We start from the raw sequence: 13313 nt of genomic DNA on the forward strand, positions 1-13313 counted from the left end.
AATTACAGCGCCGCCGTGTAGGCCTCGGCCTGCTCGACGGCTTGCAGGGTGGCGCCGAGGCACTCCTCTAGCTGCTGGTCGGCCTGGGCCAGCGAGGCGTGTGCGGCGCCGACGGCGTCGCTGGCGCTGCCGTCCAGGGCGGCGGCGAGGCTCTGCTGCGCCTCCCCGAGCTTCTCCCGGGCCGCCTGGATCGCCGCCTGCCCCTCGGTGACCTGCTGCAGTGCGGCGTCGACGGCTGCCCGGACCTCGGCGACACTGGCCACTCGTGCTTGCCTCCCGTGTAGCGGAGAACGTGTTCTGCCGCCAGACTATCGCCTGCGTTGGGGCGGTCGTGTTCGCCTGTCCGGTTTGCGGCACGGCTGCGAAAGCTGACATATGGCTCATGTTGCATGCCTGACGCCGTCCGGCTCCGGCCGGGCGTGGTCAGGCCGGTCGCCGGGGCACGCTGGACGGCCCGCGGATCTGCGCGCCGAGCGCGCTCACCCGGGCCCGCAGGCCACGGTCGGCGGTGACCACCACCACGTCACGCCCGGCGCCCTCGTCGCGCACCAGGGCGACGATCGCATCGTCTCCGCTGCCCGGCGCGGCGATCACCCGGATGCCGGGAACGCCGCGCACCGACCGCGCCTTCCCCTCCACCACGAGGACCACCTCCACCGGGCCGGGAAGATCCGCCAGCCCGCTGGAGGTGATGGACAGCAATGCGTCGCGCAGCCGCGACACCGCCGCGGCGCGGTCACGCCACCAGCCGTCGGGTACCGATCCGACCACGTTGGCGGCGTCGACGACGAGCAACGGATCGGCCATGAGGGCAGCGTCTCACACCGGGAATCACGCGAACGTCGCGGATGCTGTTCCCGCACGGACCGGGTATCCGGACTCACACGACGACCCGGTGTGGACCGCACCGACCATCTGCTGTGGGCGGTGCCGCAGGTGCCCGCGCCCACGTGAGGTCAGGCGGCGGCCATGTGCACGCCGCCGAGCTGCGGGAAGTCGGCCAGCCACGCGACATAGCGCGGATTGCGGGCCACCACCTCCAGGTAGGCGTCCTGCGCCATGCCCAGCAGGCGCGGGGCGAACCGCGCGGCCGGGCCGTCCGGGTGCCACCCCAGCACCTGCCGCCAGCGCAGCGGCGCGCCGGCGAGGGGACGGCTGGTCAGCCCCTGCGGCGGCCGGAACGTCGGCTGGCACAGTGCCACGCCCAGGCCCGACTCGACCATGTCGATGCAGCCGCGGATGTCGGTCTCCAGCACCCGCTTGGGGGTGAAACCGGCGCGGGCGCAGGCCGCCGCGAAGCAGTCCGCGAAACATCCGTCGCCGGGCGCGGCCACCCACAGCTCGTCGAACAGCTCGGCCAGGTCGATGTCCACGCCCTTGGCGGCCGGGTGGTCGTCGGGCATCAGCACGCAGACGCCGTCGATGGCGATGGTCTGCCACACCAGCCCGTAGTCCGCCGAGGGCAGCGCGTCGCCGCAGACGCCCACCTGGGCGTAGTCCAGCTTGCCGGCCAGCACCATGGTGGCCAGCTCGTCGACGTAGTAGGACGCGTGGGTGGTGATCTGCGCGTCCGGCTGCGCAGCGGAGAGACGGTAGACCATGCCGCCCACCGCCGGGCCGCCGGAGGCGCCGATGCGGTAGCGGCTCATGGTGTCCTCGCCGCTGCCGGACCCGGCCAGCCGGGCGGCCTCGTCCTGCAACCCCTTCATCGCCGGCAGCAGCACCCGGGCCCGGGAGAGAACCAGCTCGCCGAGCGCGGTGGGCCGCGCGCCGCGGCGGTCCCGTTCGAACAGCGGTCCGCCCAACGTGCGTTCGATGCGCTGCAGTTGCGCGGTGAGCGCGGGCTGCGCGAGTCCCAGCAGCGACGCCGCCTTGGTCACACTGCCCGTCTCCGCGATGGCGCAGACGACCTTGAGGTGCCGCAGCTCCAGGTTCATAGCGTGACGGTAGGACGTCCATGGGATCCTCGGCTAGACCTTCGGCCACCGAAAGATCCTAAAGCTGTGACAAACGGGTTAACCAACGGGACAGAATTCGCTAACCCGTACGGGCGCAATGCTCCATAGTGTAGTTTTTCTACTACTTCGAGTAAGATCGATGTCCACTTTGTTCGTTGTCACAGGTCTGACATGATCCCCGGCGGGTCCAGGTCCCGCGGATACGTGGTGCGCCGTCCGGCCACGTCGCGGATCTTGTCCAGCACCGCGATCGCCGGGTCCACCACCTTGTTCCACGGCGGCGTCGACGGCGTCCGCGGGTGCGCTCGGGTGGGTGCCGCCTCCACCGCGGTCTCCAGCCGGTTGCCGACCCGCACCAGATCCTCCACCGGCACCATCCGTGCCAGCGCCGGCAGCAGCTCCCGCGCGTCCGCCGCGACGTGGCGGCGCACCGCGGCGGCCACCGCGGTGGCCGCGCCGGCGAACCCGGGCGCGCCGGGCCGCGTACGGTCCAGGCGGCCCAGCCGGGCCAGCAGTCCCCGATCCTCGGCGATCTCCCGGTCGGCCAGCCGCGCCCCGCCGGGCACCACCCGGCGCACCGCGGGATAGAGGTACTGCGCCTCGGCCGACAGATGGCGCACGGTGGTGGCGACCAGCACCTGCGCGAGGGCGCGGCGCCCCGGATCGGCGGCCACCGCGTCGCACAGGCCGAGCAGCTCCCGGTGCTGCGCGCGGATCACGTCCACGGCGGTGCGCCCGGAGGTGGCGCCACCCACCGGTGGCAGGGGAGGAAGGTTCAACGACGGCACGGCGGCGTGCTACCCATCCCGGCGGCCGGGCAAACCGGCGGTGGCTGCCACCGGTTCGCCCTCCCCGGCTGGTAAGAAGAGCGGATGAACGACACCGCGGAGGGCGAAGTCGTCGGCATCTGCCGCGACCTGCTGCGCATCGACACCACCAACACCGGCGATCCGCGCACCACGGCCGGCGAGCGCGACGCCGCGGAGTACGTCGCGCAGCGGCTCGGCGAGGCGGGCATCGACGCGCGGATCCACGAGTCGGCGCCGCGCCGGGCGAACGTGCTCGCCCGGATCCCCGGCGCCGACCCCTCCCGCGGCGCGCTGCTGGTGCACGGTCACCTGGACGTGGTGCCGGCCGATGAGAGCGAATGGTCGGTGCCGCCGTTCGAGGGCGTGGAGCGCGACGGCTACCTGTGGGGCCGCGGCGCCATCGACATGAAGGACTTCGACGCCATGGTGCTCGCGGTGGTCCGCGGCTGGCATCGCACCGGATTCGTGCCGCCCCGCGACATCGTGCTGGCGTTCACCGCGGACGAGGAGGCGGGCATGCAGTACGGCTCGCAATACCTGGTCCGCGAGCACGCGGCGGCGTTCGAGGGGTGCACGGAGGCGATCGGCGAGGTCGGCGGCTTCTCCTACACGGTCGGCGACGACCAGCGGCTCTACCTGGTGGAGACCGCCGAGAAGGGCATCGACTGGCTGCGCCTGCACGCCCGCGGACGCCCCGGGCACGGCTCCTTCGTGCACGACGACAACGCCGTCACCGCGCTGGCCGAGGCGGTCGCCCGGGTCGGGCGGCACCGGTTCCCGACGGTGCTCACCCCGACCGTGCGGACCTTCCTGGAGCAGGTCTCGCAGGCGCTGGGCATCGACATGCCGGACGACCCGCAACTGGCCATCGCCAAGCTCGGCCCGATCGCCGGGCTGATCGGTGCCACGCTGCGCAACACCGCCAACCCCACCCGGCTGGAAGCGGGCTACAAGGACAACGTGATCCCCGGCAAGGCCAGCGCCACCATCGACTGCCGCACCCTGCCAGGCCAGGAGGAGACCTTCCTGGCGCAGCTACGCGAGGTGATCGGGCCGGACGTGGAGATCGAGCACCTGCAGCGGCAGCCCGCGGTGGAGACCAGCTTCGACGGCGCCCTGGTGGACGCGATGGCCGCCGCGCTGCGCGGCGAGGACCCGACGGCCCGCACCGTGCCGTACATGCTGTCCGGCGGCACCGACGCCAAGGCGTTCCGCACCCTGGGCATCCGGTGTTTCGGGTTCGTGCCCCTCAAACTCCCCGCCGACCTGCCGTTCTCCACGCTGTTCCACGGCGTCGACGAACGCGTCCCGACCGACGGACTACAGTTCGGCGTGCGAGTGCTCGACCGACTGCTGCGCACCTGCTGAGAAGGGATCGCTTCGACCATGTCCGACCAGTACGTGGAGCTGGAGGCCGCCCTCGACCGGGTGGTGGAGGCCGCCCGCGCCCATCTGACCGCGGTGAAAGTCGCCCAGGGCCGGATCGACGACGATCAGGTGTGGCAGGCGTACGTGCATCTCAACAACACCTCGTTCGCGTACGACGAGCAGCTACTCGACACGTTCGGTGAGGTGACGCCGTGGGACGTCGAGTCGATCGACCCGGACGAGGCGGACCAGCGCTTCGGCCTCAACGTCGGCGGCCTCGACGGTGCGCCGGCGGAGGACGCGTACCCGCAGGTGATCTCGGTGCGGCAGCGCCGCGACTACCGGGTGCCCAGCGTGGGTGCGCTGCTGCGGGTGGCGCAGGCGGCCCGGCAGTCGCTGGTGCCCGAGGACGCCGAGCGGGAACAGGTGGAGACGGTCGGCGAGGCGGTCATGGAGCTGCTGCAGGCCGGCGACGGGTCGCTTGCCACGCTGGACGTGCCCGAGCTGGAGCCGCTGGACGGCCTGCTCACGGTGACCGAGGCGGACAAGCCGCTGGACCTGGAGGCGTTCGAAGACTCCGACGGCGCCGGCCCGTTCGCGCCCGCCGAGGGCGACCACCTGGTGGGCCGGCTGGACGAGCACCCGTTCCCGCCGGAGGACCTGGACGACGCCGAGCCCGGCCCGGCGTAGGGCCGCCGTCCGCCCCGCCTTACAGCGAGAGACCCGGCTGGTTGCTGCCGTGCATCTTGCGCCGGAGCATCACCTGCCGGGTCCCGTCCCGGAAGAGCTGCACCCGGGCGAGTTCCCACCCGGAGAACTCCGCCTGGATGGCAAGCTGCGCCGCAGCGGTCAACCTGTCGACATTCGATGGCAACCGCAGCGGCGCGTATTCGTAGTCCATGGTCCCTAATATGCTCCAGCGCCGCGGCGGGCACCACCCCCGGTGCGGGTGCCCGTGACCGGGGCCCGGCGACCCGGCGCCGGTGCCCGCTCACCCGTCGCGTTCCGGGTAGCCGAAGGGCACCGCGGACACGTCGTCCAGCGCCTGCGTGATCTCCGCCGGCAGGGTCAGCTCCTCGCTGCGCAGGGCGCCCTGCAACTGCCCGGCGGTGCGGGCGCCCAGGATCGGCGCGGCCACCCCGGGCCGGTCCCGGATCCACGCCAGCGCCACCTCCAGCGGCGGCACCCCGAGACCGGAGGCGGCCGTGACCACCGCCTGCACGATGCTGGAGGAGCGCGGCTCCAGATAGGTCTGCACGAAGGCGGCCAGGTGCGCCGACGCGGCCCGCGAGTCCAGCGGGCGCCCGTTGCGGTATTTGCCGGTGAGCACCCCGCGGCCCAGGGGCGACCACGCCAGCACCCCGATGCCCAGGGCCGAGGCCGCGGGCAGCAACTCCCGCTCGATGCCGCGCTCCAGCAGCGAGTACTCCATCTGGGCGGCGACCACCGGGGCCCGTCCCGGGTACGCGGTCTGCCAGGTGGCCGCCCGCGCGGTCTGCCAGGCGGTGAAGTTCGAGACCCCCACGTAGCGGGCCCGCCCGCTGCTGACCGCGTGGTCCAGCGCGCCCAGCGTCTCCTCCAGCGGCGTCCCGCCGTCGTAGCCGTGCACCTGCCACAGGTCGACGTAGTCGGTGCCCAGGCGGCGCAGCGCGGCGTCCAGGGTGCGCAGCAGGTGGCCGCGGGAGGCGTCCCGGCGGCGGTGCCCGGACGTGCCCAGCCCGGCCTTGGTGGCGATCAGCACCTGGTCGCGCGCGACGAGCTGATCCAGCAGACTGCCGATGACCGACTCGGCGTCGCCGTCGCCGTAGACGTCGGCGGTGTCGATCAGGGTGCCGCCCGCCTCCAGGTAGAACTTGAGCTGGGCGGCCGCGTCGTCGGGATCGGTGTCCCGGCCCCAGGTCATGGTGCCGAGAGCGAGCCGGGAGACCGCCAGCCCGCTTCGGCCGAGCGGTCGCTGCTGCATGGGTGAACCTTATTCAGGGGCTGCTCACCGCGTCATCGTCGAACCGGGTCGGTTACCGGACCGAAATCACCGCGGGTAGGTGCGTAGGCTTCGCCCCGGGATCTTCGCGCCACCTCGGGAGGGCATGTGCGGCTCGGACTCAGCCTCGGCTATCAAGCCTCGTGGAGCACACCGGCGGACCACCTCGCCATGGCGCAGGAGGCGGACCGCCTCGGCTTCGCCGTGGTGTGGGCCGCCGAGGCGTACGGCTCCGACTCGCCCTCGATGCTCGCCTGGATCGCCGGGCAGACGACCCGGATCGATGTGGGCGCGGCGGTGATGCAGATCCCGGCGCGCAGCCCGGCGATGACCGCGATGACCGCGGCCACCATCGACGCGCTGTCCGGCGGACGGTTCCGGCTCGGGCTCGGGGTGTCCGGCCCGCAGGTCTCCGAGGGCTGGCACGGGGTGCGGTTCGCCCACCCGCTGGGCCGCACCCGGGAGTACGTCGAGGTGGTGCGGATGGCGATCGCCCGCAAGCCGGTGGCCTACGACGGCGAGCACTACCAGCTCCCGCTGCCCGGTGGCGCCGGCAAGGCGCTGCGCCTGGGCTTCCACCCGCCGCGCGCGGCGGTGCCCGTCTATCTGGCCGCGGTCGGCCCGCGCAACCTGGAACTGGCCGGCGAGATCGCCGACGGATGGCTGGCCGTGTTCTTCGCGCCGGACTCCGCGGCGGAGCTGCTGGCCCCGGTGGAACGCGGGCGTGCCGCGGCCGGCGCGACGATGGACGGCTTCGACGTGGCGCCCAGCGTGCCGGTGGTGGCCGGCGCCGACGTGGCCGCGTGCGCCGACCTGATCCGGCCGTACGCGGCGCTGTACGTCGGCGGGATGGGCAGCCGGGAGCAGAACTTCTACAACCGCCTGGCGGTGCGCATGGGATACGCCGACGACGCCCGCCGCGTGCAGGACCTCTACCTGGACCGCAAGCCGCGCGACGCGGCGGCCGCGGTGCCGCAGGAGTTCATCGAGCGCACCTCGATCCTGGGCGGCCGGGACCGGATGGTGGACCGCATCCGCGAGTACGCCGCCGCCGGCGTGGGGACGCTGTCGGTCAGTCCGTACGTGGGGGATCTGGACGCCGGCATCCGCACCCTGCGGGCGGTCGCCGACGCGTACGACGCCGCGGGTGTCGCCTGATGGCCACGGTGCTGTTGCTGCGGCACGGGCGCACCGCCGCGAACGCCTCCGGCGGCCTGGCCGGCCGGCAGCCGGTGGAGATCGACGAGACCGGGCGCTCGCAGGCGCAGCGGGTCGGCGCCCGGCTGCGGGAGCTGCCGCTGGCGGCCGTGGTGACCAGCCCGCTGGTGCGCTGCCGGCAGACCCTTGAGCTGGCGCTGCCGGGCGCCGAGCCGGTGACCGACGACGGCCTGATCGAGTGCGGGTACGGCGACTGGGAGGGCCAGCCGCTGAAGAAGCTGGCCAAGGACCCGCTGTGGCCGGTGGTGCAGCAGCATCCCAGCGCGGCGGTGTTCCCCGGCGGTGAGGCGATGGCCGCGATGAGCGCCCGCGCGGTGGCCGCAGTGCGGCGCTGGGACGCCCGGGTGACGCGGGAACACGGCCCGGAGGCGCTCTGGCTGGCGTGCAGCCACGGCGATGTGATCAAGGCGATCGTGGCCGACGCGCTCGGCCTGCACCTGGACGACTTCCAGCGCATCGTCACCGATCCGGCCTCGGTCAGCGTGATCCGCTACACGCCCACCCGCCCGTTCGTGCTGCGCCTCAACGACACCGCCGACCTGAGCGGCCTGGTGCCGCCGCCGAAGGGGCGGCGGCGCGCGGCGCGCGCGGCGCCGTCGTCCGACGCGGTGGTCGGCGGAGGCGGGGGAGCGGGCGCCTGACCGCAACCGTGCTGTCACAAAAAGTGATCAAAGATGTGCGCTGAGTCGCCCATCGTTGCGCCCATGGCGAACCGGCCCGGTGCGCTGCACGCGCCGTCCACCGGACGGATAGGGTCATCGGTATGACCCACCAGGTGCATGCCTTCGAGCCGCCCGAGCGGTTCGTCGCCGGGACGGTGGGCGAGCCAGGCGACCGGACGTTCTTCCTGCAGGCCCGCGGTGGCGGGCGAGTGGTCAGCGTGGCGCTGGAGAAGGTCCAGGTGCAGCTACTCGCCGAGAAGCTGGAGGAGCTGCTGACCGAGGCCAGCCGCCGGTTCGGAGTGGACCTGCCGGACCTGTCACCGCTGGCCACCAACGACAACGAGCCGCTGGACACGCCCGTCGACGAGGAATTCCGCGTCGGCACCCTCGGCCTGGCCTTCGACGTGGACACGAGCACCGTGGTGATCGAGGCGATCGAGGCCGGCGAGGGCGACGTCGAGGCGGACCTCACCGCGGAGGACGAGACCCCGACCCTCGAAGAGGGCGAGGACGACGAGCCGGACGACGCGCTCGACCGGCTGCGCGTCCGGCTGACCCCCGAGGCCACCCGGGCGTTCATCGACCGCGCGAAACGCGTGGTGGCGGCCGGCCGGCCGCCGTGCCCGCTGTGCGGTCAGCCGCTGGATCCGGCCGGGCACCTGTGTCCCCGGCACAACGGCTACCATCGATGACGATCTCCGTGTTGCCCGAGGACGAGGCCGTCGCACTGCTCTCGCGCGGGCATCTGGAGATCGAGGGACGGCTGGTCGACGCCTCCAACACCACGGTCCGGTGCGAGATCAGCCTGGACGGGCTCACCCGCCGTTGCGTCTACAAGCCGGTCCGCGGGGAGCGGCCGCTGTGGGACTTCCCGGACGGCACGCTCGCCGGGCGCGAGGTGTCGGCCTACCTGGTGTCCCAGGCGACCGGCTGGGACCTGGTGCCACCCACCGTGCTGCGCGACGGACCGCTCGGCCCGGGCGCCTGCCAGCTATGGATCGACGAGCCGTCCGGGGCCGACGCGCTGATCGGTTTCGTCCCGGCATACGACGTGCCGCAGGGCTGGTTCCCGGTCGCCTCGGCCCGCGACGACGAGGGCGACGCGTACGCGCTGGCACACGCCGACGACGCGCGGCTGGCCCGGCTCGCGGTCCTCGACGCGGTGATCAACAATGCCGACCGCAAGGGCGCGCACGTGCTCTACGGACCGGGCGACCGCCTCTACGGGGTGGACCACGGCGTGAGCTTCCACGTGGAGAACAAGCTGCGCACCGTTCTCTGGGGCTGGACCGGGAAGCCGCTGCCGGAGGACGTGGTGGCGGTGCTGACCGACCTGTCGGCCCGGATGGACCAGGCCCTGGTCCCGGCGCTGGAGGAGCATCTGACCCTCGCCGAGGTGCGCCAGGTGCGCCGGCGCATCACCCGGCTGCTGCGGGCGGGCCGGTTCCCGCAACCGCCGCGCGACTGGCCGGCGGTGCCCTGGCCGCCGGTCTAGGCCGGCGTCGCGATCAGGCCAGGGCGAGGCCCGGGTCGGGATCCGGGTCCGCGGCCGGCTCCGGCACCCGGTACTCCTCGGTCAGCGTGGTCATCGGTCCCGGCCAGGTCGCCTGCGCCACCTCGATCGGCCGGCGTGTCTCGTCGAAGGCCACATGCAGCAGGTGCAGCACCGGAGTGTCCGGGCGGATCTGCAGGATCTCCGCCTCCTCCCGGCTCGGCTGGCGGGCGCTGATGGTGTCCGTCGCCCACGTGTAGCGCCGGCCCAGCGCCTCCTCCGCCTCCTGATAGAGCGGGCGGCCGAACGCCTCCCGCCGCTCCAGGGAGGTGCCGCGGGCGTCGGCCACGCGGAACCAGGACGCACCCACCTCGACGCAGGCGTCCTCGGTGCGGACCAGATGCCGCCGGACCAGCATCTCCGTCCCGTCGCGGACGCCGAACGCGTCGGCCACCTCGCCGGGCGCCGCCTCGCGGCCCACCGCGGCCAGTTGCTGGCGGTACCGCGCGGCCAGGTCGGCGTGGTATCCGCGATGTGCGCCGTACCGGCCGCGGGAGAGGCGGTTCAGCCGGCGTCGGGTGCCCCGCACGTACGTCCCGGATCCCGGCTTGGTGATCAGCACGCCCTCGACCCGCAACTGGTCGACGGTGCGCTGCACGGTCTGCTTGGCCACGCCGAACATGTCCGCCATGGCCGGGATGGACGGTAGCCGCTCGCCGGGCTGCCAGTCGCCACGGCGGATGCGCTCGCGCAACTGGGCGGCGATCTGACGGTGCGGGAACTCGGCGGCGCCGGGGTTGATCGACATGGAGACCTCCAGACCCTAGGTTCCTAGGATGCCGTACGCGCTGTGCGCCGGCACCCGCGACACGCCGACGGCACCGGACGCCGGACGTGCCGGGCCGGGTCCCAGGCGGTGTTCGGGAGTCTGGTGGAATGCTGGCAACCGTTCGATGCGCGATGGAAGGTCCGATAGATGGAAGCCTTGCGGCTGATCCTGCTCTACCTGCACCTCGTCGGGTTCGCCCTGCTGCTCGGCGGCGCGATCACGCAGTGGTTCACCGGCCGGACCCGGATCAACCCGGCCATGCTCTGGGGCGCGGGCATCCAGGTGGTCACCGGTCTCGGGCTGTCCGCGCCGCTGCGCGGTGGCGGCGATGCCGAACCGAGCGTGGTCAAGCTGGCGGTGAAGCTGATCATCGGCATTCTGATCTTCATCATGGTCTTCTTCTCGCGCCGCCGCGAGGAGGTCAACCGCGGCCACTTCATCGGCATCGTGGCGCTGACCCTGATCAACGCCGCGGTGGCGGTCTTCTGGCACTGACGCCTTCGCGGGATATCGATTGCCGGTGCCGCGCCGGGCCGCGAGGCTGGGCTCATGATTGAGCCGGAGATCATGACCTACTACGAACACGGCGGGGAACACCACCGGCTCGCCACCGGCGCAGGCCGCCTGGAGTTCCTGCGCACCTGGGACGTGCTCGGCCGGGTGCTGCCCGGTCCTCCCGGCCGGATCCTCGACGTCGGCGGCGCCACGGGGGTGTACGCCGCGCCGCTCGCCCGTGCCGGGTACGACGTGCTGGTGATCGACCCGGTGCCGGACCATGTCGCCGCGGCCGGAGCCTGCGACGGAGTCGCCGCGACGCTGGGTGACGCCCGTTCGCTTCCGGTGCCCGACGGCGGGGCGGACGCGGTGCTCCTGCTCGGGCCGCTCTACCACCTGCCGGAGCGCGGCGACCGGGTCACCGCCTGGCGGGAGGCGGCGCGGGCCGCGCGTACCGGCGGGGTCGTCATCGGTGCGGGCATCAGCCGCTTCGCGTCGATGCTCGACGGCTTCGGCAAGGGCTTCTTCGCCGAGCCGGGATACCGTCCCCTCGTCGAGGGAGCCCTGCGGGACGGCGCGCACCGCAACGTTGCCGACCGGGAGCGCTGGTTCACCAGCGCCTACTTTCACCGGCCCGAGGAGGCGGCGGCCGAGGCGGGGGAGGCGGGCCTGCGGGAGGTACGCACGGTGGCCGTCGAAGGGCCGGTATGGCTGACCGGCCCGCGCGTGGACGAGTTCCTGGACGATCCACGGCTGGCCGAACTCACCCTGGACATGCTGCGCCGGGTGGAGGCGGAGCCCAGCCTGCTAGGGGCGAGCAGTCACCTGCTGACCATCGGGCGCACCGCTTGAGCCGCGTGGGCTGAGCCGCGTGCCGCCGGGTGCTCCTGCCGTGTCGGCTGCGGGCCGGTCACCACGACCCGGCGGTCGGGCCCGCCGAGCCGCCCCGGCGCCGCAGGTACTTCTCGAACTCGGTCGCGATCTCGTCGCCCGTGAGCGGTTGAATGCCCTCGTCGCCCACGCGTTCCTCCAGCTCGCGGACGTACTCGCCGAGCTCGCTGTCCTGCTCGGCCGCCGCGCGGACGCGCTTCTCCCACTCGCCCGCCTCCTCCGCCAGGTCCGCCATCGGCACCGGCAGGTCGAGCACGTCTTCGATGCGGTGCAGCAGCGCCAGGGTCGCTTTCGGGCAGGGTGGATTGTTCGCGTAGTGCGGCACGTGCACCCAGAAGGACATCGCGTCCAGTTCTGCCCGGGTGCAGGCTTCCTGGAGCACGCCCACGATCCCGGTCGGCCCGTCGTAGCGGGTCGGCACGATCTTGTATTTCTCGGCCGCGGTGGAGTCGGCCGCGGCTCCGCTGATCGGCAGCGGGCGGGTGTACGGCACATCGGCGAGCAGCGCGCCGAGGAGCACCACCTTCTCGATCTCCAGGCTGTGGCACACCTCCAGGACCTGTTCGCAGAAGGTCCGCCAGCGCATGCTGGGCTCGATGCCCCGGATGAGCACGACGTCACGCTCGACGCCGGGCGGGCTGGCCACCATGAAACGGGTGGTCGGCCACTCGATTTTGCGGGCCTCGCCGTCCGTCATGGCGACGGTGGGACGGCTGACTTGGAAGTCGTAGAACTCTTCCGGGTCGATGGAGGTGATCTCCCGTGCCTGCCAGACCTGTTCGAGATGCTCCACCGCCGCGGTCGACGCGTCGGCGGCATCGTTCCAGCCCTCGAACGCGGCGATGGCCACGGGGGAGCGCAGGAGGGGAAGACCGTCGAACTCTGTCACGATGACACCTTTCGAGACGCGCGTGCCGCAAGCCTACGTGCCGCGCACCCCGCCCCGCCCGGTGCCGCGCGGGGCGGCGCCGGGCGCCGGTACGAATCCCCTGATACCAGCCAAGAGCCGCCGAAAACGGCGCATACTGCGAACGTGCCTGCTCCCGCGGTCGGTCCCGCCGACGACACCGTGTCGTTCGCTCAGCCACGGGGGATGGTGTTCGTCACCGTCCTCTGGGTGGTGGCCGCGGTGTGGGCCGCCTGCCGCGGCCTGTCGCTGCTGATCCTGCTCGCGGCGGGCGCCCGCGTCACCGTCGCGGACCTGATCGGGGTGGGGGAGAGCCTGCTCGTCGTCCCGGCGGTGGCCACCTGCGTGATCATGCTCGTCGCGTGGAACCGGCTGGGATGGCTGCGCAGCAACGTGCACGGCGTGGAGTTCGCCGCGACCGGCCGGCGCGGCGTGCGGCTGCCGTGGTCGGCGATCGCCGCGGTTGCCCTGCGCCGCCGCGGCCCGTTCACCGAGCTGGTGGTGACGCCGTCCGCCGCGGGCGCGATCACCGTCGCCGACGGTCCGGGACGGGCTCCCCGTACGCGTCGTCGCGGGGCGGAGGTGGCGTACCTGGTCGACGTCGGCCTGATGTCGCCCGGACCGCGCACCCTGCTGGCCGAGCTGCATCGCCGCCTGCCGGGCAAGGTCTGACTCGTCACGTCCTCGACGGGGACGGCACGGG

17 protein-coding genes are annotated in these 13313 nt (G+C 72.9%); 9 read left to right on the top strand and 8 right to left on the bottom strand.

Annotated features, from left to right (window positions below; genetic code table 11):
• Positions 1-2: 2 nt before the first annotated feature.
• From IEY73_RS21440 to IEY73_RS21455, 4 genes are all read right to left on the bottom strand, one after another.
• Positions 3-263 (bottom strand): hypothetical protein, encoded by a 261-nt coding sequence (locus IEY73_RS21440; protein WP_189081071.1) that lies wholly within the window; start codon positions 261-263, stop codon positions 3-5.
• Between the two features lie 160 nt (positions 264-423).
• On the bottom strand, positions 424-807 hold the full coding sequence (locus IEY73_RS21445) for an NYN domain-containing protein (protein WP_189081072.1): 384 nt from the start codon (positions 805-807) through the stop codon (positions 424-426).
• 149 nt (positions 808-956) lie between these two features.
• A complete protein-coding gene (locus IEY73_RS21450) occupies positions 957-1937 on the bottom strand; it encodes a LysR family transcriptional regulator (protein ID WP_189081073.1) in 981 nt (326 codons plus the stop codon).
• A gap of 179 nt (positions 1938-2116) precedes the next feature.
• Positions 2117-2746, bottom strand: coding sequence for a hemerythrin domain-containing protein (locus IEY73_RS21455; RefSeq protein WP_306661517.1), 630 nt, complete (start codon positions 2744-2746; stop codon positions 2117-2119).
• Positions 2747-2830: 84 nt separating this feature from the next.
• On the opposite strand from IEY73_RS21455, the gene IEY73_RS21460 reads away from it, so the two are divergent.
• Together IEY73_RS21460 and IEY73_RS21465 are read left to right on the top strand one after the other, a co-directional pair.
• Positions 2831-4135, top strand: a complete 1305-nt coding sequence (locus IEY73_RS21460; protein WP_189081074.1) for a M20/M25/M40 family metallo-hydrolase — start codon at positions 2831-2833, stop codon at positions 4133-4135.
• An 18-nt stretch (positions 4136-4153) separates the two neighbouring features.
• A complete protein-coding gene (locus IEY73_RS21465; RefSeq protein ID WP_189081075.1) occupies positions 4154-4825 on the top strand; it encodes a hypothetical protein in 672 nt (223 codons plus the stop codon).
• A 19-nt stretch (positions 4826-4844) separates the two neighbouring features.
• On the opposite strand, the gene IEY73_RS21470 is transcribed toward IEY73_RS21465, so the two are convergent.
• Complete coding sequence (locus IEY73_RS21470; RefSeq protein WP_189081076.1) at positions 4845-5036, bottom strand: DUF5703 family protein; 192 nt, start codon at positions 5034-5036, stop codon at positions 4845-4847.
• Between the two features lie 90 nt (positions 5037-5126).
• Complete coding sequence (locus tag IEY73_RS21475) at positions 5127-6098, bottom strand: aldo/keto reductase (RefSeq protein WP_189081077.1); 972 nt, start codon at positions 6096-6098, stop codon at positions 5127-5129.
• 126 nt (positions 6099-6224) lie between these two features.
• Between IEY73_RS21475 and IEY73_RS21480 the strand changes: the two genes are divergently transcribed.
• The 4 genes from IEY73_RS21480 to IEY73_RS21495 all read left to right on the top strand — a co-directional run bounded on the left by IEY73_RS21480 (position 6225) and on the right by IEY73_RS21495 (position 9491).
• Positions 6225-7274: an LLM class F420-dependent oxidoreductase gene (locus IEY73_RS21480; RefSeq protein WP_189081078.1), complete on the top strand. Its 1050-nt coding sequence runs from the start codon at positions 6225-6227 to the stop codon at positions 7272-7274.
• A complete protein-coding gene (locus IEY73_RS21485; protein WP_189081079.1) occupies positions 7274-7975 on the top strand; it encodes an MSMEG_4193 family putative phosphomutase in 702 nt (233 codons plus the stop codon). The genes IEY73_RS21480 and IEY73_RS21485 overlap by 1 nt, the downstream gene beginning before the upstream one ends.
• Positions 7976-8097: 122 nt before the next feature.
• Positions 8098-8688, top strand: coding sequence for a DUF3090 domain-containing protein (locus tag IEY73_RS21490; protein WP_189081080.1), 591 nt, complete (start codon positions 8098-8100; stop codon positions 8686-8688).
• Entirely contained in the window at positions 8685-9491 is an 807-nt protein-coding gene (locus tag IEY73_RS21495) for an SCO1664 family protein (RefSeq protein ID WP_189081081.1), read from the top strand. Before IEY73_RS21490 ends, IEY73_RS21495 begins: the two co-directional genes overlap by 4 nt.
• A gap of 13 nt (positions 9492-9504) precedes the next feature.
• Here IEY73_RS21495 and IEY73_RS21500 read toward each other — a convergent pair whose 3' ends face one another.
• Positions 9505-10296, bottom strand: a complete 792-nt coding sequence (locus IEY73_RS21500) for a GntR family transcriptional regulator (protein WP_189081082.1) — start codon at positions 10294-10296, stop codon at positions 9505-9507.
• Between the two features lie 168 nt (positions 10297-10464).
• Here IEY73_RS21500 and IEY73_RS21505 point away from each other — a divergent pair, with 168 nt between their 5' ends.
• Positions 10465-10812 (top strand): hypothetical protein, encoded by a 348-nt coding sequence (locus tag IEY73_RS21505; protein WP_189081083.1) that lies wholly within the window; start codon positions 10465-10467, stop codon positions 10810-10812.
• 54 nt (positions 10813-10866) lie between these two features.
• Positions 10867-11664, top strand: a complete 798-nt coding sequence (locus IEY73_RS21510; RefSeq protein WP_189081084.1) for a class I SAM-dependent methyltransferase — start codon at positions 10867-10869, stop codon at positions 11662-11664.
• Positions 11665-11722: 58 nt separating this feature from the next.
• Here IEY73_RS21510 and IEY73_RS21515 read toward each other — a convergent pair whose 3' ends face one another.
• Positions 11723-12592: a PAC2 family protein gene (locus tag IEY73_RS21515; RefSeq protein WP_189081085.1), complete on the bottom strand. Its 870-nt coding sequence runs from the start codon at positions 12590-12592 to the stop codon at positions 11723-11725.
• A gap of 144 nt (positions 12593-12736) precedes the next feature.
• Here IEY73_RS21515 and IEY73_RS21520 point away from each other — a divergent pair, with 144 nt between their 5' ends.
• The gene (locus IEY73_RS21520) at positions 12737-13282 is read left to right on the top strand and encodes a hypothetical protein (RefSeq protein ID WP_189081086.1); all 546 of its coding nucleotides are present in this window, start codon (positions 12737-12739) and stop codon (positions 13280-13282) included.
• The last annotated feature ends 31 nt before the right edge of the window (positions 13283-13313 follow it).

Source organism: Mangrovihabitans endophyticus (genome assembly GCF_014646155.1).
Lineage (GTDB): Bacteria > Actinomycetota > Actinomycetes > Mycobacteriales > Micromonosporaceae > Actinoplanes > Actinoplanes endophyticus.